Genomic DNA, 18,971 nt, shown 5'->3' on the forward strand with positions numbered 1-18,971 from the left:
ATCTCAAGCCGGCTGCGCGCGTCTTTGGGAACAAGGCGCTGCCGACACGGGTCGCGGGGGGTGATCGCGATCGACGGCCTTTGGGCCTTTCTTCCCTGTCCGTCGGGTCTGCTGCAGCCCGGAGCGTGATCATCCGCATCGAGCGTTCGTCCGTCGCGGCATCGCGCCTTTTCGTCCGGACATGGGGATCGATCGATATCGGATAGCGTCAATACAGTCTTAACCAGCGTTCGTTTAGGTCGCGGCGACTGAGCGACGAATTCGGCCAAGACCACCAAGATTCATGATCTGCATAAGATCACAGATTATCAAGGCTGATCCGGAACGTCGCTCGTAAGATTTGACAAGACCTGATCTGTTCTGGAGCCTAAGCCTGTGAAATCTTACTACTTGTTGATGACGGCCGCACCACTTGCGTTGGCTTCAACCGTCTCCGCGGAGGCGGTTTCGGCCGCAACCACGTCCGGGGACCTGGGCACGTCCGCGCAGGGACGGACACCAGCGCCCGCCGACAAGGCGCCGGCCGAGGAGGTGTTCTCGACAGGCGTCGCCAAGGGCCGTGACCGTCTCGATAGCGCGACGTCGACAAGCGCGTTGAAGGGCGCCGAAATCGAGAAGTTCGGCGCGCGGTCGCTGGGCGAGGTCCTGCGCAACATTCCGGGCATCCGGGTCGAATATGCCGGCGGCGAGGGCAATTCCAACTATTCGATCCGCGGCCTGCCGCTGGCTGCGCTGGCGTCCAAATATCTGCAGCTTCAGGAGGATGGTCTTCCCGTACTCGAGTTCGGCGATCTGCAGACGCTGACGCCCGACATGTATATGCGCATGGACCTGAACGTCGCGCAGGTCGAGGCGATCCGGGGCGGATCGGCGTCGACCTTTGCGTCCAATTCGCCCGGCGGCGTGATCAACCTGCTGTCCAAGACGGGCGAAACCGAAGGTGGTGCGGTGCAGGGGACGCTGGGCCTGAACTATGGCGAATATCGCATCGATGCGGATTATGGCCACAAGATCAGCGACACCCTGCGCTTTCACGTCGGCGGCTTCTATCGTCAGGGCGAAGGGCCACGCCACGTCGGTTTCGACGCCTATAAAGGCGGGCAGATCAAGGCGAACATCACCAAGTCGTTCAGCAATGGCTATATCCGGTTGTACGGCAAATATCTGGATGATCGCACGCCGAACTACAATGCAAGTCCGATCGCGGTGTCGGGTACAAACGACAAGCCGGTGTTCCGGAGCGTCGCGAATTTCGACATCAAGCGGGATTCGGTGCTGTCGCCGAATACCGTCGCGATCTTCGGGGTGGACGGCGCCAACCAGGTCAAGCGCGACAATGCCCGTGAGGGGCAGCATGCCATCGTCAAATCGATCGGTTTCGATGCCCAGTTCGATTTCGGCGGCTGGTCGTTCACGAACAAGTTCCGATTTGCCGACGTTTCGGGGCAGAGCATCAAGCTTGCGCCCTTTGCGGTCGGCCCGGCCGCCACGCTGGCGGCGTCCAGTGGCCTGGGCTTTCCGGGTGGCGGGGCCGGCGCGACGCTCAGCTACGCCAACGGGCCGTCGGCGGGGCAGGTGATCACCAACCCGGCGGCACTGAACGGCAACGGCCTGCTGGTGTCGACGCGATTGAACAACTTCGCCGTGCATTCGCTGCGCAACATCACCAACGACCTGCGCGTCAGCCGCGTCTGGCCGGTCGGCGGCGGTGACCTGACGACGACCGCGGGCTTCTACAAATCGGCGCAGGAATTCGACGTCGACTGGTCCGTGCTCAACATCCTGCCCGACGTCCGCGGCGGCGGAGCCGCGGCGCTGGTCAATGTGATCAACGCCGCCGGCACTCCCGTCACGCAGGACGGGTTCATCAGTTTCGGCTTCAACAACGGTATCTTCCGCCGCCAATATGACGTCGATTATGCGGTCAATGCGCCTTATGGGTCGGTCAACTACCACCTGGGCAAGGTCTCGATCGGCGGCAGCCTGCGCTATGACATGGGCGATGCGAAAGGCACGCTGCTGGGCGCCGGTCTGGGTGGCGGTCGCGTCGGTGTGGGGCCGGTCGATCTGAACGGTGATGGCCGGATTTCGCTCGCCGAAAGCAGGACGGGCATTCTGCCACTCTCCCGCCCGGGCAAGGTCGATTACGACTATCACTATCTGAGCTATTCGACCGGCATCAACGTGCGGATCGCCGAACCGCTGGCTGTGTTCGGGCGCTACAGCCGCGGCGCACGCGCCGCTGCCGACCGGCTGCTGTTCACGGCCGCGATCAGCCCGGTATCCGGTGCGCCGCTTGAGGCCGCGAGCGCATTCGACACCGTCAAGCAGGCGGAGGCCGGGTTGAAGTTCCGCCAGGCGGGCGTGACGTTCAACGTCACCGGCTTCTCGGCAAAGGTGGGCGAACGCAATGTCCAGGTGGGCAGCAGCGGCGTGCCCGAAAGCATCGTTCGCGGTTACGAGGCCAAGGGAGTCGAGATCGAAGGCGGCGTCCGGCGCGGCGCGTTCAGCCTGACCGCCGGTGGCACCTACACCGACGCGAAGATTGCCAGCGATGCGGTCAGCACCCAACTGATCGGCAACACGCCGCGGCACCAGGCCGGCTTTATCTTTCAAGCCACACCGCAGGTGGAAACGCGATATGTGACCGCCGGCGCCAACATCGTCGGTACCACGAGCAGCTTTGCGCAGGACGTCAACCAGCTCAAGATGCCGGGCTATACTCTGGTCAACGCTTTCCTCCAGATCCGCCCGGTCGAACGGGTGCAGTTGATGCTGAACGTCAACAATGTCTTCGATGCGCTGGCATTCGACGATATCGTGCAAGGGGCCATCCCGGCGAGCGGCTTTGCGCTGGCACGCGCCTATACGGGCCGGACGGCCTCGATGACGGCGCGCTACGCCTTCTGACCGGGACCGAGCACGCTGCGCGCGGACCGGCCGTGCGGGCCGAAGGCGTTCAGTAGGCGACGGCGACCGATATGGTGACGAGGGGGACCACCCGGGCGGTTTCGCCGTCCGGGCCGCTGAGCGCCGCGAGCCGGGCGTCGCGGATCACCGCCAGGGCTTCGGCGCGCGCGCTCCAGCGCGTCGCGCCGACCGTGAAGGGATGTTCCAGCGCGGCACCGGCGCTGGCATAGGTTCGGTTGCGGCTGCCCGCGCCGTAGAAACCATGCCAGCCGATCCCTGCGACGATCGGCACGCTGAACCGGGTGGCATCGTCGCGCTGCGACAGGTCAAATCCGGGTTCGAACCCGAGCTGGGTGAACAGCCCGTGGCCACCCTTGGGCCGGATCGTCGCGGCGAAGGTCGGAGACAGGGTGCCGATGCCATCATCGCCGGCATAGGCGATCGACAGGCTGGCTTCATGCGTGGCGGCGGAGACGCCGTTGGGGCTGGTCTTGATCGTGTACACCGCCGCCGTCCGTAGTCCTCTGGAAGGCGTGAGGACCAGGGCAGCGAGGGTATTGCTCTCGTACCAGCTGCGGGGCGCGGTCGTCTCTCCCGCGTCCGGCGCGTGGAAGCCGTTCGACGAACGCAGCACCAGCCAGCTGTCTGCCGGGTCGGCGGCATTGCCGTTGAGCGCAATCGCCACGCCGATCTGCGCATGGATCGGAAGGCGACCGAGATCGGCACGATCGTCGTCGTAAGTCCCGCGGGCAAAGTCCCCGTTGCGAAGATCGAGCGCGACCTGCGGATGGAGCCGCCCGACCGAGCGGATGTCTGCCGACCCGAGCGTCGCGTCCTCCGTGTCGATCATCGGAACGTCCTGGGCCGCGGCCGGCGCAAAGGCGGGCGCGGCGATGATCGCGATCAGGACGGCACGGCCAAAGAGTGCGTTCATGCCCGCCCAAACCGGCGGTACCCACGCAAGTTGCGTATATGCATAGTTTTTTTGGAACACAGCCGCGTTCGGCTCGCTTAGCGATCATGAACCAAGACCCGTCTTCCGCCGCGGCTGACCACCGGTCGGACAATCCCCGGTCCACCGCCACGCTGTTCGGGCATCCGCTCCATCCGATGCTGGTGCCATTTCCGATCGTCTGCTTCATCGGCGCGCTGCTGACGGATCTGGCATATTATGCCTCGGCCAACATCCAGTGGAGCAACTTTTCGATCTGGTTGATCACGGCCGGATTGGTGATGGGCGGGCTGGCGGCGGTGACGGGAATCATCGACTATGCCGGCGACAAGCGCGTGCGGGCTGCCCGTCCGGCGACGCCGCACATGATCATCAATCTGAGCGTGTTCGTGATCGAACTCTTCAACGCGTTCGTGCACAGCCGCGACGGCTGGACCAGCGTCGTACCGACAGGCATGACCTTGTCGATCATCTCGGTCCTGTTACTGGGTATCAGCGCCTGGCTGGGCGGTTCGCTGGTTTACAAGCACCGCGTCGGGGTCCGGCCATGAGCCGGGTGCGTACGGTCGGCGGCGTCGGCGCACTGGCTTTGGTGCTCGCCCTGGCGGCGTGCAACGACGGCGGCGCCACGTTCGACCGGAGCAGCCAGATCGGGCCAAATCCCGTCCTGCCCGAACAGCAGCAATATCTGATCCCGCCCATCCACGTCGCCGAAGTGGTGGGGTGGGGGGCAAACGAGACACCGACGGCACCGGCGGGTTTACAGGTCCAGGCATTTGCACGCGATCTCAATCACCCACGCAATGTCGCGTTGCTGCCGAACGGCGACGTATTGGTCGTGGAGTCGCAGGGTCCCAACCTCGATCCGATCACCCGGCCCAAGAACCCGATCGTCTCGTTCGTGCAAAAGCGCGCAACGGGGCAGAGCGGTGCCAAGCCGAAGGGACCGACCAATCAGATCACCCTTCTGCGTGACGCCGATGGCGATGGTGTGCCCGAACAGCGCAGTGTCCTCATCGCCAAGCTCAATTCGCCGTTCGGCGTCGTCTATGCGGACAATCATCTGTACGTCGCGGCGACCGATGCGATCCTGCGCTATCCGTTTACGCCGGGGCAGACCCGGATCACCGCGGCTCCCGTTCGCCTGACGGAACTGCCCGGTGGGCCGATCGATCACCATTGGACCAAGAGCCTGACGCTCAGCCCCGATGGCACGCTGCTCTATGCGACCGTAGGCTCGAACAGCAACATCACCGAAAATGGGATGGAGGCGGAAAAGAACCGCGCCGCGGTATGGGAGGTCGAACGGGCAACCGGACGGGCGCGGGTCTACGGCTCGGGCCTGCGGAACCCCAATAGCCCGGCCTTCTATCCGGGTACGAACACGCTGTGGGTGGTCGTGAACGAGCGCGACGAACTCGGTCCCAATCTGGTGCCCGATTATCTGACATCCGTGCGCGACGGCGGCTTCTATGGCTGGCCGTACAGCTATTATGGCCGACATGTCGATCCGCGGGTACGGCCGCAACGCCCCGACATGGTCGCGCGTGCGATTGTGCCCGATTATGCGCTCAGCAGTCATGTCGCTGCGCTAGGCCTGACCTTCTACACCGGCGCGAACCTGCCACAGCGCTACCGCGGCGGCGCGTTCATCGGGGAGCATGGCAGCTGGGACCGTGACGAGCTGAACGGTTACAAGGTCGCGTTCGTGCCATTCGCCAACGCCCGCCCGAACGGGAAGCTGCAGGATTTCCTGACCGGCTTCGTGAAGGATGGGAAGGTCAGAGGCCGGCCGGTCGGCGTGGGGGTGGATCGGACCGGCGCGTTGTTGGTCGCGGACGATACCGGCAACACGGTGTGGCGGGTCGCCGCCGCGCGGTCCGTGGCAATGGCATCCCCCAATGGCAGCGGCGCCCGGTAGCCGGGACGCAGGATCCGGCCTGGCTCGTTATTGCCAAGTATCTTGTCCGCGTGCGCAGGGTTCGCCAAGCCGATGTCGCGACATCCGCGGTAACGAGGGCCTGTCCGGTTTCCAGCATCTTAACCAATGATGTCTACACGCGGGCCATCGCGTCATGAAGGATGGCCTGTGCGTATCGATCAACTGCTCCCCACACCGACTGCCGCCGAGCCGCTGGAGATTCCGGCGGAACTGCTCAACAGCGTCAACCGGCATCAGGCGCATCTGGCGGCGCTGATCGCAAGCCTGCAGGCCGCCGGGCTTCAGGAGGACATGATCGATGCCAGCGTCCGGACGCTGGTCGACAGCTATGCCGACGAATTGACCACCGCGATCCGCACCGTGCTCAAGGATCAGCATCATGGATGATCGCCTGTTGTATGATGACGAGGCGCGGATCGCCGCCCTAAGGCGGATGAACGTGCTGGACACCGCCGTGGAGGAGCCGTTCGAGAAGATCGTGACGCTGGTGCGCACCGTACTGGCCGTGCCGATCGCGACGGTGACGCTGGTCGACCGGGACCGTCAGTGGTTCAAGGCGCAACGCGGGCTGGACTGTTCGGAAACACCGCGCGGCATTTCCTTCTGCACGCATACCATTCAGCAGCGCGAACCGCTGATCGTGGAGGATGCGCAGACTGATCCCCGCTTCGCCACCAACCCCTTGGTCGTCGGTCCGCCGCATATCCGCAGCTATGCCGGCATCCCGCTGCGCACGCCCGAAGGCTATAATGTGGGGTCGCTGTGCGCCATCGACACCCGCGCGCGCCGGTTCAGCCCCGCCGATATCGCCATCCTCAGCAACTTCGCCAATATTGTCTGCGACGAACTGGAACTGCGCCTGATCGCGCAGGTGGATCATCTGACAGGCGCATTGACCCGCCGCGGGTTCGTGGAGCAGTCCGAACGCGAGATTGCACGGTCCCGGCGCTACGATCGACCGGCCACGCTGCTGATGCTGGATGTGGATCATTTCAAGGCGGTCAACGATACCCATGGCCACGGCGTCGGTGATCAGGTGCTCCACAAGATTGCGGAGATTGCCGGAGCGGCGCTGCGGCCGAGCGACATGTTCGGCCGCCTGGGTGGCGAGGAGTTCGCGATCCTGCTGCCCGAAACCCGCGGAGATGAGGCGCTGGTCGTAGCGGAGCGGCTGCGACAGGCCATTGCCGACCACCCGATGCTTCTGTCGGACGGCCGCGCGTTGCACGTCACCGCCAGTTTCGGCATCGCGCCGCTGACGTCGCAGATGACCTCGTTCGTCGCATGGCTGGAAGGTGCCGACGCGATGCTCTACGCCGCCAAAGCCGGAGGCAGAAACTGTACTCGCGTAGTGGGAGCGGCCTGAAGGACATTTCGGGTCGCCGTGGATCATGTATCTGCAGCAATGGTGTCCGCCAGCCACGTCAGGCGACGCGCAGCCGTTCGTTTATCAGTCGCTCAAAAGCCCCGATCGTTAAGGGCCGCTGATCCGATCGCCTTGCGCGATGTCGCAACCCGCTTCCCGCAGGCAGGCAAGGCAATCCCTATCCCGGATGCGCAAGATCGATGGTCGAGCGCACCGATTGCTTCGTCGGGCCGGTTGCGATGCACATGCTTCGCACCGGACGGACTTATAACCGAAAGAGCGGGGTACCCGTTAACACCCGTGCCCGCGACGCCGGGTTGTCGCGGGTTTCATTTCGGAACGGAAGCGGTTCCGGTCATGGTGAGCGCTGCGGCTGCGCCGGGCGCCATGCCGGGTTGGCCGCCACCGATGTGAAGCGTGTAGCGACCGGGGAGGACGTGGCGGTCGCCTTGTGCGTCCACCTGCGACAAGGCGCGCGCGTCGAGATCGAAGGTGACGCTGCGGCTTTCGCCGGCCTTCAGGTGGATCCGCGCATAGCGGGCGAGGCTGTGACGGGCGGACAGCGCGGTGCGGGGCTTGGTGACATAGAGTTGCACCACCTCGTCCCCGTCCCGTCGGCCGGTGTTGCGGACGGTGGTGGTGATCCGCACCGGCTGTCCGGCCGTCAGGCGGCGGGCGGCCAGCGTGGGCCTGGCATAGGCGAAGCGCGTATAGCTGAGGCCATAGCCGAACGGATGCAGGACGGGCCCGTCATAATAGCGATAGGTGCGCTTCGTCATGGCATAATCGCCGAACGCCGGCAGATCGGCGACGTCGCGGTAGATGGTGTAGGGCAGGCGACCGGCCGGATTGGCCCTGCCGACCAGCGTGTTGACGATGGCGGTGCCACCGGCCTCGCCGGGATACCAGGCCTGAAGCAGGGCATCGGCGTTGCGCTCCACCCAGGGATCGGAGATCGCGCCTCCGGTCATGTAGACGACGACCAGCGGTTTGCCCGTCGCTTTCACCGCCTCCAGCAGCCGGCGTTGTGCGGCGGGGAGGGCCAGGCTGGTGCGGTCGCCACCCTGGAAGCCGGCATAATTCACCTTCATCTCCTCCCCTTCCAGATCGGGAGAAAGGCCGACAAAGGCGACCACGACATCGCTGGCGCGCGCCGCAGCAACCGCCGCGTCGCGCAGCGGCTGTTCGGGCGCGACCCATTCGAGCGCGGTGATGCGATCTTCATGCCGCCGGACATAGTCGATCCGGATGTCGTGCGGCCTGGTGTCGGCAAAGACAATGTCGACGGGATCGCCGGGCTGGCGGCAGGTGCTGGACGTGCACGGCGCGGGGGCGGGATCGGTGACGCCGGTCAGTGCAGGGCTGACGATCAGCTTTCCGTCCACCCAGACCCTGACGTCGGGCATCGGGCCACCAGCCTTCGGATAGGGCGTCGTCATGCGGAACCCGATCCGGTAGCGGCCGGGCGCGGGGGGCGTGATGACGCCGGTCCAGCGCGCGGAGAAGCCGGCGGCCTTGAACCGGCCGCTGGCGTCCGGGCCGCTGTGGAAAAAGTCGAAATTGACCTGCGGATCGATGCGGGTGAGCGTCGGCGTTCCGGAGAAGGTGAGATTGTCGAAATAGGCGCCGCGCAGTCCCTGCTCGGTGGCGGTGGCGGAGGGTTTGAGCGCGGTTTCGGGAATGGTGATCCGCATCCCTTCGGCCAGGCTGGCGCCTTGGGCATAGGCGATCCTGCCCGGACCGAATGCGGCGCGCATCGCGGCGAGCGGCAGGACGGGCGCGATCGGGGAGCCGGTGTAATTGCCCTCCAGGCTTTGGAGCAGTGCTGCGTTGGGGCCGATCACGGCCACCCTCTCGGCACCGCTCAGCGGCAGCAGCGCCTTGGGATTGGACAGTAGCACCATCGTTTTTTCCGCAGTGGCAAGCGCCAGCGCGCGGTGTTCGGGCGCGTTGACCGCCGTGGCGGGAATGCTGTCATAGGCACTGCCGTCGATCAGGCCCATGCGGATGCGGGCTTCCATCAGGCGGCGGACGGAGACGTCCATCTCCGCCTCGGTGATCAGGCCCCGGCGCACGGCCTGCGGCAAGGCCGTATAGCTGACCCCGCAGTCCAGATCGGTGCCGGCCTTCACCGCGATCGCGGATGCCGCGGCCGCATCGGGCGCGCTCTTGTGCCCGGTCACCATATCGTCGACGGAGTCGCAGTCGGACACCACAAACCCCTTGAATCCCCAATTCTGCCGGAGCATCCGGTTCATCAGCGGGCTGCCGCAGATCGGGCTGCCGTTGACGGCATTATAGGCGCACATCAGGGAATCCGCCTTGCCCTCGACGATCGCCATGCGGAAAGCCGGGGTATAGGTGTCTTCCAGATCGAAGGGCGACACATCGACGTTGAAGCCGTGCCGCAGCGGTTCCGGGCCGGAATGGACCACGAAATGCTTCGGGGTCGCGACGCCCTTGTACCGCAGCGGATCGTCGCCCTGGATGCCGTGGATGAAGGCGGTGGCCAGGCTGCCGCTGAGATAGGGGTCCTCGCCATAGGTTTCCTGGCCGCGGCCCCAGCGCGGATCGCGGAAGATGTTGATGTTCGGCGACCAGTAATTGACGCCGTAATAGCGATCGGTGCCCGAAGGATCGCGGGCGAGCGCGGCATTGTGGATGGCGCGGCCTTCGTCGGCGATCACGCTGCCGATCCGGTCCATCAGCGGCGCGTCGAAGGTGGCGGCGAGACCGATCGCCTGCGGGAATACGGTGGCGTTTCCGGACCGCGCGACGCCGTGCAGGACCTCGTTCCACCAGCCATAGCGGCGCAGGCCGAGGCGGGGAATGGCAGGCGCTTCGTCCTGCATCTGCGCCGCCTTTTCCGCCAGGGTCATGTGCGCGACGAGATCCTGCGCGCGTACCTCCGGTGACAGGGCCGTATTGAGGAAGGCACAAGGGGTGTCGCGGCACGCCGCAGGCGTCTGGCCGATGGCGGGCCCGGTGAGCGTGAGGAGCGACAGGGCGGAAACACCCGCGCGGAGCAGCGGACGGCGGGGATCAGCGGGAGGCGCCATGAGGTTTGCTCCGGACAAGGCGGTACCGACAGCGGTCGCGCGGGAATGTGGTAAGGCCAATATCCAGACGATCGACCTGCTGTCAATCGCGGCCATGGCTCAGTCAGCCGGCATGCCGCAGACGATCGGAAGATCCCGCCCCGAAACGCGCGATGTCAGACGCCGATCCGGCGCGCAATCTCGTCACGCCGAGCGTCGATCTCCGACCGGGTGCGTTCCAGTTCCTTGACCTCGGTCGCGACGAGCAGATCCTCCACGACGCGGCGAAGATGCTCGCGCATCGTGCGGCGGGCACGATGGGGATCGCGTGCGCGCAACGCATCGACGATCAGGCGATGTTCCTCGACCCGCGGGTTGACGCCACCGCGCCGCGCCTCGGCAAAGATGTAAGCGGATAGCGGCGAGCGTTCGCGCAGATTCCAGAGCGTTTCGACCACGGACACGATCACCGCATTGCGGGTCGCCTCCGCGATCAGGATGTGGAAGCGGCGGTCGGCCTGCAAAGCATCGACACCGGCCGGATCGCACGCCGCCATCGTCGCCAGCGTCTGATCGAGTTCGCCAAGGATTTCGGCGTCGATGGTCATGGCCGCAACCGCGGCGGCCTCTCCTTCGAACAGGATCCGCGCCTCGACCAGTTCGAAGGCACCGACGTCGAGTTCGGCGGGTTCGTTGTCCTGGCTGGGCTTGCCGATCACATAGAGGCCGGATCCATGCCGCGCTTCCACAAGGCCATAGATTTCCAGCGCGATCATCGCTTCACGCACGGTGGGACGGCTGACCGAGAAGCTTTCGGCGAGTTCGCGTTCGCCGGGGAGGCGCGACCCCACCGGATATTGTCCATCCAGGATCGCGGCGGCGATGACCTTCGCAACCCGCTGATAGAGCTTGTCCGATCCCATTCTCATGCAATTGGCGATCCCATATTCGCCGCGTTGACACAATAGGCCACTCTGGTCATATTGGCCTTACCACATGTCGGAACGGTTCATGGTCATGGTCGTCACAGCGGAGGTCATTACCACCCGCCCGGATTTCGGGGTGCAGGACCATGCGGCGGGGCATCCGTACAGCTGTGCCTTCCAGCCGGTGAACCGTCGCAAGGACCGGACCATGCCTAGCTGATGACGCCAATGCCGAGACACACAACACCGGCCGCCTGAACAAGAGCCGGGACCATTTCACACAGGGACAGGGGATGAGCACGATGGACAAGAGCATTTCACACACGCGGTTGATCGCATCGCTGTTGAGCGCGACGATCCTGGCCGGCAGCGCGACGACCGCCTTCGCCCAGGATGCGACCCCGACGGTCGCCACGCCCGCCAATCCGGATCAGACCACCGCCGCCGACCCGCAGTCGCAGACGGCCGGTGCGGGTGCCGGCGATGAGGTGGTCGTCACCGGTTTCCGCAAAAGCTATGCCGACGCGATCCGGACCAAGCGGACCGAAGTCGAGATCACCGACGGGATTTCGTCCGACGGCCTTGGACGCTTCCCCGACCTGAACGTCGGCGAGGCGTTGCAGCGCGTACCCGGCGTGCAGATCAACCGCGAGGCGGAGGGGCGCAATGCAACGATCAACCTGCGCGGCCTGCCCGGTGAATATGCCCGCCTGACGCTGAACGGCGTGGCCTTCGCCGAACCGATCCTGGCCGATGCCGCACCGCTGGGCGCGTTCAACTCCGATATCTTCAGCGCGATCCGCATCGAGAAATCACCGATGGCGAACGCGCAGACCGGTGGCCTCAGCGGCAATGTCGACCTGCAGATCGCACCCGCGCTTGGCCGCAAGGACGGCGGGTTCGCGAAGGTCGCCTATGAATATAATGAACTGGGCAAGCTGGGCGCACCCGCCGGCACGCTGGGCTACAATTATCATTTTTCCGACAATTTCGCCGTGTTCGGCGTGCTGGCGTACAAGCGTGAGAATTTTCGTCGCGATACGCTGCAGTTCCAGAGCTATACTGCGCTCACGGCGGCGCAGGCGCAGGCGAATGCGGCGCTGGTGGGGGCCTATTATCCCACATCGGCGGCCTGCCCGTCCTGCACGGGCACCAAATCGACCACCGGCGTGATCTACGACTCCCAGCAGCGGCAATATTCGCGGTTGAACAAGGGCGATCTTGTGACCGGCGCTGCCGGGTTTGAATTCGCGCCGACCGAGACGACGACGTTCGGCGTCACCGGTTTCTATACGAACCGGGACCAGCCGAAGACACGACAGTTCATCATGATCTATTCGCCCAATCAGAATAGCGGCATCACCGCGCTGTCGGCACCGGAGACGCTCGCCGACGGGCGGAGCGTGATCAACGATTTCAGCTTCACCAATCCCGACACTGTCTCCTCGACCCGGCTGTTCGGGCAGCAGCAGAAGTCGTGGGGACTGAACGCCAACGGCGAATGGAAGACCGACGACTGGCGCGTTTCGTCGGTGTCGACCTATTCCAAGGCGGCGAACCGTTCCAACGAGACGCAGCTGGATTTCAACACAATCCAGAGGACCGGCGGCAATGGTGTTACGGGGACGATCAACACCGGCGGCGGCAATGTAAATGACTTCTCGCTGGTCGTCACGCCGGATCCGGCAACGACGACGGTCGCGCCCAATGGCTGGTTCTGGGGTGGCGCGAGCGATCCGACGTCCTTCTATGACTCGCCCACGGCGGCGTTGCGCCGTAACCGCATCCAGTTCACCGGCACGCAAAGCTACGCCACCAACAAGCTGGCCGCGACGCAGGGCGACATCGAGCGCTTCCTGGGCGACGGTTTCCTCAGCAGCATCCAGATGGGTTTCCGCTACGAACGGAATAAATATGTGTCGGAAGGCTATCGCACGTCCGCGTTCGGGATCCAGACCCAGAATATCGACCCGAATTTCCTGATCCAGAGCCCCACCGCGAACGATTTCTTCCAAGGCAATGGCGGTCAGACGACCACCAACTGGCAGGTCACGGACGTCGAATATGCGTTTCCCAAGCTGCAGCCAGTCACGGTCTTTCCTGGCGGCGCGCTGTCGCCGCTCGGCTACAACATCCGCTATAACGACAATGGTTACGCACAGTTCAATTTCACCAACCAGACCGATATCGCCGCCATCTACGGGCAGCTGAAATATGAGTTCGAGCTGGGTGGCATCCGCATCCGCGGCAATGGCGGCCTGCGCTACGAACGCGCGAAGAACAAGGTGCTGGCGCTCGACCGCGTATCACTGACCGGCACGATCGGCAGCCCGGCCGACTTCGTGCAGAACACGTACAAGCAGAATTACAACAAGCTGCTGCCGTCGTTCATCGCCGTGGCGGACCTGACCGACAAGCTCGTCCTGCGCGGCGCTGCGTACAAGACCTATGTTCGGCCGCAGCCACGCCAATTTTCGCCAGTGACGGTCGCCGGCAGCCCGACCGGGGGCGTCGTCACCGCGATCCTCGGCAATCCGACCCTGAAGCCCTATAATGCCGTGTCGCTCGACACCTCGATCGAATGGTATAATCGCCCCAATGGCATCGTTTCGCTCGCCCTGTTCCAGAAGCGGATCAAGGGGCTGATCGGCCAGATTACCGATCGCAGCCAGCTCTGTCCTTCCGATGGCAGTGCGTTCGGTCTCGGGACGCTCACCGTCAATGGCGATCAGTGTCAGAGCAGCCTGATCTTCACCGGCGGCGCGGTGCCCACGCCGTTCCTGTTCGTAGCATCCGGTGTGCTGAACCAGAGCAACCCGGTCACCGTCCGCGGTGCCGAGTTCAACCTGCAACAGAATCTGGACTTCCTGCCGGGGATCCTCAAGAATCTGGGGGGTGGTTTCAACTATGCGATCACCGACATCAGCGGCAAGGGACCGAACGGAGCACCCGCGACGCTCCCCGGCGTGTCGAAGCACAATCTGAACGTGATCGGTTATTACGAGACGGACGATTATGGCCTGCGATTGGTCTATAATTACCGCACGTCTTACGATCTAGCGTCGGCGGGCACGTTTACCGGGGCCGCGAGGTCGGTGCGCGCGCGTGGCCAGCTGGATCTGTCGGCGTCCTATAATGTGACCAGTTTCTTCTCGCTGTCGTTCGATGCATTCAACCTGACGAACGCGCTGCGCCAGGAATATGAGAACCAGAAGAACCTGCCACGGCGGGTCGATTACGACGGCCGGACCTTTGCGATCACGGCACGCGCGACCTTCTGATCCCGGCGCGGAACAGGAGCGGGGGCCTCCGGCGGAGGCCCTCGCTCGATGTCCGGTAGGTTCTAAATGTCGACGCTGTCGGCAACCGGCCGCCGACCGTCATGCGGAAACCAAGCGATACTGTAACAGGCGTCACGCGCCGGGCGGGGATGCCGAAGATCTGGCGATGTCGTCCTGCGTCGTCTGGCTGATCAAGGCATTTCTCAGCCAGCGAAGACCCTCGTCCTGCGCGCGGGTGCGGTGATATTGGACCATCTCGCGCATTGGCGGTATGTCGAAGGGTGGCGCTGCGAACGCAAGCGGGAGCTTGTCCACGAACGCATGGGCCAATCGCTCATGAACCAGCGCCACCCGGTTCGTGCCGGCCAACATCCACGGCACGCTGGTGAAGGAGGATGCGACGACTTCGATGCGCCGCCGGTCGCCGCGCGTCCGCACGAACTCCTCGACGAACGACAAGGTGTTCGAAACCTCCACCACGACATGACCCACCCGCGCGTAGATATCTTCGGTGATCGGTGCCGAGAAAATGGGATTGTCCCTGCAGCCGAGGATGACATGGCGTTCCTCGAACAAGAGGTCGCGCGGATGTCCGGCGCTTTGGAACTGTTCAGGCGAAATGATGAGATCGACCGTTCCCCGCTCCAGGTCGGCCGTGGTGCCCGAATTGGGCGAGCGCATCTCGACGCCTATCCCGGGGGCGGTCACGGCAAGCTCGCGCAGCAGCGGCACCACGGCCACCGTGATCACATAGTCCGAGGCGGCGATCCGAAACACGCGTTGTGACGTGGCGGGATCGAACAGGGTCGAACTGGCAAGCAGCGCCTGCATCGACCCAAGCGCCTCGGCCACCATCGGGGCCAGGCTCAATGCGTGCGGTGTCGGCACCATACGCTTGCCGTTCGCGACCAGGATTTCGTCGCCAAACGCCTCGCGCAGCCGCCGCAGCGCCGAACTTGTCGCCGGTTGGCTGAGATTCAGTCGCCGGGCAGCACGCGTTACGCTGCCTTCTTCCAACAGCGCATTAAGCGCCACCAGCAGATTGAGATCGAACCGGTTCATCCTCATTCATTCGTTGTACGAATTAAAGACCATTCGATCAAAGCATTTTATTGATGCAAGATAAGGTGGCAATCCCGGCCCCAGACCGCGGGAAACACCGCGTACAGGGGAGGGAAGACAATGCGTCGCTCATTATTGGCAACGTCCGCGCTTGCGGCTTTCGCGATGGCCAGTGCCGCCGCTGCACAGGATACGCCGGTCGCCACGCCAGCCGCCGTGCAGGGGCAGGAGGACGCGGCGACGCAGGGCGGCCTTCAGGAAATCGTCGTTACCGCGCAGCGCCGTGAAGAAAGCCTGCAACGCGCCGGTATTGCGATCGATGTGGTCACGGGTGACGAACTGGTGTCCCAGGGGCTGAGTTCGACCAGCGACCTCGGCAAGCTCGTTCCCTCGCTCAACGTGCAGGGCGGCGGCGGCGCGAATACCATATTCTTCCTGCGCGGCGTCGGCAACTTCACGGTGAACGGCTATAGCGATCCGGCGATCGCGTTCAATTATGACGGCGTCTATCTGGGCCGGCCGACCTCGACCTCGGGCGCGTTCTACGATCTGGAGCGGCTGGAAGTCCTGAAGGGGCCGCAGGGCACGCTGTACGGGCGTAACGCGACCGCAGGCGCGATCAACATCCTTCCGGCCAAGCCGCGCGCCGGAGAGTTTTCCGGCTTCGTCAACGGCAGCTACGGCAACTTCAACGCCGTGAATGTCCAGGGCGCGCTGAACGTGCCGATGGGCGAGGATGGCGCGTTCCGGGTTTCGGGCAACGTCGTCGATCGCGACGGCTATCTGGACGACGGCACCTCCGACGAGAAGGTCGAGGCGCTGCGTGTGCAGATGCTCGCGCGTCTGACCCCTTCGCTGACCGTGCGCGTGGCGGGCGATTACTCCCATACCGGCGGCATCGGCACCGGATCCAATTATGCCGGCCGGCTGGCCTTCACACCGGGCATCGGAAATGTGTTCGTGCCGTCGGGGCTGGGTCCGGACGAGGGCCTGTTCACCCCTGCGAGCCAGGCGTATCGCCAGACCCTGTTCGCCGGGGCGTCGGGCCGCAATCTGACCCCGCTCGATTCCGATATCTTCCAGGATAACAAGTTCTTCGGCTCCAACGCCGAGATCAACTGGAAGACCGGTATCGGTACATTGACCGTCGTGCCGGCGTGGCGGTCGGCGCAGCTGAACAACAAGTTCGGTGTTCCGGGGTTCATCGGCAACATCAAGGAAAATGACGAGCAGGCGAGTTTCGAAGCGCGTTTCAACGGCGATCGGATCGGGTTCCTCGACTATATCGTCGGGGCCTATTATTTCGACGAAACCGTGAAGGGGCGGTACGTCTTCGCGCAGCAGGCGCTGAACGCCTATCAGTTCTTCACGTCCAAGACGCAATCGCTGGCCGGCTTCACCCGGTTGACCGCTCATCTGAGCGACCGGCTCCGCGTGATCGGCGGCGCGCGTTACACGAAGGACGACAAGGATTTCGCCGGCCAGGCCGATGTCTTCCTGGTGCGCTGTACGGTCGTGGTACGGGGGCGTCCGTCCTGCCCGACGGCCCCGTTGTTGCCGAGCACCGACAGTTTCGCGCAACTGCCGTCGGTCTTCCCGATCCCGCCCATCGGTCAGGTCCGGCCGATTGGTACGACCGGTGCCATCCTGATCCGCGCCACCACGGCCGTGGATTCGAAACTGTCGAACGATCGGCTGACCTACCGGATCGGGGCGGAATATGACCTCGGCCCGCGCTCGCTGCTGTATGCGAGCCTTGAGACCGGATATCGCTCGGGCGGTTTCGCGCTGTCGGCCGGCTTCGAAACGTTCCAGCCGGAGTTCATCGACTCTTACACGATCGGCATGAAGAACCGCTTGTTCGACAACCGGTTGCAGCTGAATATCGAAGCGTTCTACTGGAAGTATCGCAACCAGCAGGTCAACCACACCGGGATCGATGCCAACGGCAATCAGGGCCAGTTCACCGAGAATGTCGGCCGTTCGACCAACAAGGGCATCGAAGCCGATCTCCAGGTCCTGGCAACGCCCACCACGCTGTTGAACGCCACGGTGCAATATCTCGACGCGCGCTTCGACGATTTCGTCTATCGCGAGCCGATCGGCGCCGCGCCGCCGCTCTCCGGCTGCCCGTTCCGCCCCAGTGCCAGCGCGGGCCAATATGACATCGATTGCTCCGGACAGCGCGCCTATCAATCGCCGAAGTGGACCTTGAACCTGGGCGCGCAGCAGACCATCCCGCTTGGCGACTATAAGTTCGTCGGTGCGGTGGATACGCAGTACAAGACCAGCCGGGTGGTCGCTTTCCAGTTTCTGCCGAGCCAGATCGTCGGCGATACGTGGGTCAGCAATGCCCAGTTGAGCTTCGGTCCCAGTGACGACCGCTGGTCGATCGCCGGCTTCGTCCGCAATATCGAAGACAACCGATTCGTGACCGCGGGCCAGATCTATAACGCGGCATCCGCGACGACCGTGATCGTCAACGCGCCGCGGACCTATGGTATGCGTGCGGGTGTGAAGTTCTGATCATGCGGATGCTGCGGACGACCGCCATCTTGGCCGCGTGCCTGTCGCCTGCCGGGGCACAGGCACAGGTGCCGGCGGGTGGTACCTTCATCACGCTCGGAACGCAGGGCGGGCCGTTGTCCGATGCCAAGCGGTCGCAACCCGGCAACGTCCTGATCCGCGGACGGGACGCCTATCTGATCGATGCGGGTGACGGGACCGCGCAGCAACTCGCCCGCGCAGGCATCGCCCTGCCGCGGGTGAAGGCGGTATGGCTAAGCCACCTCCACTTCGATCATACCGGTGGCCTGTCGGCGATCATCGGTCTGCGGTACCAGACCGACGTGCTCGGGCCGCTGATGGTCTATGGACCACCGGGCACGCGGGCACTGGTCGCCGGGATCGTTGCATCGATGCAGCCGGCGGCGGATGCGGGATATGGCCTGCCCGGCGAACGTCACGTCAATCCGGCCAGCATCGTCGCTGTCACCGAGCTGGCGGACGGACAGACGCTCAATGTCGATGGCATGACAATTCGCGTGGCGCAGAACACGCATTACAGCTTCCCGGTCGGCAGTGACCCCGATCGGCGGTTCAAGTCGTTCTCCTATCGCTTCGACCTTCCGGAACGGTCGATCGTCTACACCGGTGATACCGGGCCGAGCCCTGCGGTCGAGCGGCTGGCGCGGGGCGCGGACCTGCTGGTCAGCGAGATGATCGACGTCGATGCCACCGTCGCGGCGGTCCGGCGCAACACGCCCGACATGGCGCCCGCCGCGATGGCGGGTATGAAACGCCACCTGTCGGACCACCACCTGACCCCGGCACAGGTGGGTGAATTGGCCGGCCGTGCTGGGGTGAAGCGCGTCGTGGTGACGCATTTCGTGGCACCGGGGGCAACGCAGGCGCAACGCGCCGGCTACGTCGCCGCGATCAACAAGGCGTATCGTGGCCCGGTCACGATCGCCAACGACCTCGATCGGTTCTGA

13 protein-coding genes are annotated in these 18,971 nt (G+C 64.4%); 9 read left to right on the top strand and 4 right to left on the bottom strand.

All coding sequences use genetic code 11. The annotated features are described in order from the left end of the window. Positions 1-396: 396 nt before the first annotated feature. Positions 397-2,910, top strand: a complete 2,514-nt coding sequence (locus VF649_RS04970) for a TonB-dependent receptor domain-containing protein (protein ID WP_331010853.1) — start codon at positions 397-399, stop codon at positions 2,908-2,910. A 49-nt stretch (positions 2,911-2,959) separates the two neighbouring features. Here VF649_RS04970 and VF649_RS04975 read toward each other — a convergent pair whose 3' ends face one another. Then, positions 2,960-3,844 (bottom strand): hypothetical protein, encoded by an 885-nt coding sequence (locus VF649_RS04975; protein ID WP_331010854.1) that lies wholly within the window; start codon positions 3,842-3,844, stop codon positions 2,960-2,962. Positions 3,845-3,930: 86 nt separating this feature from the next. Here VF649_RS04975 and VF649_RS04980 point away from each other — a divergent pair, with 86 nt between their 5' ends. The 4 genes from VF649_RS04980 to VF649_RS04995 all read left to right on the top strand — a co-directional run bounded on the left by VF649_RS04980 (position 3,931) and on the right by VF649_RS04995 (position 7,170). After that, the gene (locus tag VF649_RS04980) at positions 3,931-4,413 is read left to right on the top strand and encodes a DUF2231 domain-containing protein (protein WP_331010855.1); all 483 of its coding nucleotides are present in this window, start codon (positions 3,931-3,933) and stop codon (positions 4,411-4,413) included. Further along, positions 4,410-5,783: a sorbosone dehydrogenase family protein gene (locus tag VF649_RS04985; protein ID WP_331010856.1), complete on the top strand. Its 1,374-nt coding sequence runs from the start codon at positions 4,410-4,412 to the stop codon at positions 5,781-5,783. The genes VF649_RS04980 and VF649_RS04985 overlap by 4 nt, the downstream gene beginning before the upstream one ends. 168 nt (positions 5,784-5,951) lie before the next feature. Beyond that, positions 5,952-6,191: a hypothetical protein gene (locus tag VF649_RS04990; protein ID WP_331010857.1), complete on the top strand. Its 240-nt coding sequence runs from the start codon at positions 5,952-5,954 to the stop codon at positions 6,189-6,191. After that, entirely contained in the window at positions 6,184-7,170 is a 987-nt protein-coding gene (locus tag VF649_RS04995) for a sensor domain-containing diguanylate cyclase (RefSeq protein WP_331010858.1), read from the top strand. Before VF649_RS04990 ends, VF649_RS04995 begins: the two co-directional genes overlap by 8 nt. A gap of 329 nt (positions 7,171-7,499) precedes the next feature. Here VF649_RS04995 and VF649_RS05000 read toward each other — a convergent pair whose 3' ends face one another. Next, a complete protein-coding gene (locus VF649_RS05000; RefSeq protein WP_331010859.1) occupies positions 7,500-10,229 on the bottom strand; it encodes a glycoside hydrolase family 3 C-terminal domain-containing protein in 2,730 nt (909 codons plus the stop codon). Between the two features lie 155 nt (positions 10,230-10,384). Further along, positions 10,385-11,137, bottom strand: a complete 753-nt coding sequence (locus VF649_RS05005; RefSeq protein WP_331010860.1) for a FadR/GntR family transcriptional regulator — start codon at positions 11,135-11,137, stop codon at positions 10,385-10,387. Positions 11,138-11,204: 67 nt separating this feature from the next. Here VF649_RS05005 and VF649_RS05010 point away from each other — a divergent pair, with 67 nt between their 5' ends. Both VF649_RS05010 and VF649_RS05015 read left to right on the top strand, forming a co-directional pair. Next, complete coding sequence (locus VF649_RS05010; protein WP_331010861.1) at positions 11,205-11,354, top strand: hypothetical protein; 150 nt, start codon at positions 11,205-11,207, stop codon at positions 11,352-11,354. Positions 11,355-11,436: 82 nt separating this feature from the next. Further along, entirely contained in the window at positions 11,437-14,415 is a 2,979-nt protein-coding gene (locus tag VF649_RS05015; RefSeq protein ID WP_331010862.1) for a TonB-dependent receptor, read from the top strand. Positions 14,416-14,547: 132 nt separating this feature from the next. Here VF649_RS05015 and VF649_RS05020 read toward each other — a convergent pair whose 3' ends face one another. Beyond that, complete coding sequence (locus VF649_RS05020; RefSeq protein WP_331010863.1) at positions 14,548-15,477, bottom strand: LysR family transcriptional regulator; 930 nt, start codon at positions 15,475-15,477, stop codon at positions 14,548-14,550. A gap of 165 nt (positions 15,478-15,642) precedes the next feature. Between VF649_RS05020 and VF649_RS05025 the strand changes: the two genes are divergently transcribed. Then, the gene (locus VF649_RS05025) at positions 15,643-18,003 is read left to right on the top strand and encodes a TonB-dependent receptor (protein WP_331010864.1); all 2,361 of its coding nucleotides are present in this window, start codon (positions 15,643-15,645) and stop codon (positions 18,001-18,003) included. 2 nt (positions 18,004-18,005) lie between these two features. After that, on the top strand, positions 18,006-18,971 hold the full coding sequence (locus VF649_RS05030; RefSeq protein WP_331010865.1) for an MBL fold metallo-hydrolase: 966 nt from the start codon (positions 18,006-18,008) through the stop codon (positions 18,969-18,971).

This window comes from Sphingomonas sp., from assembly GCF_036387535.1.
In the GTDB taxonomy this organism is placed as follows: Bacteria; Pseudomonadota; Alphaproteobacteria; order Sphingomonadales; family Sphingomonadaceae; genus Sphingomonas_R.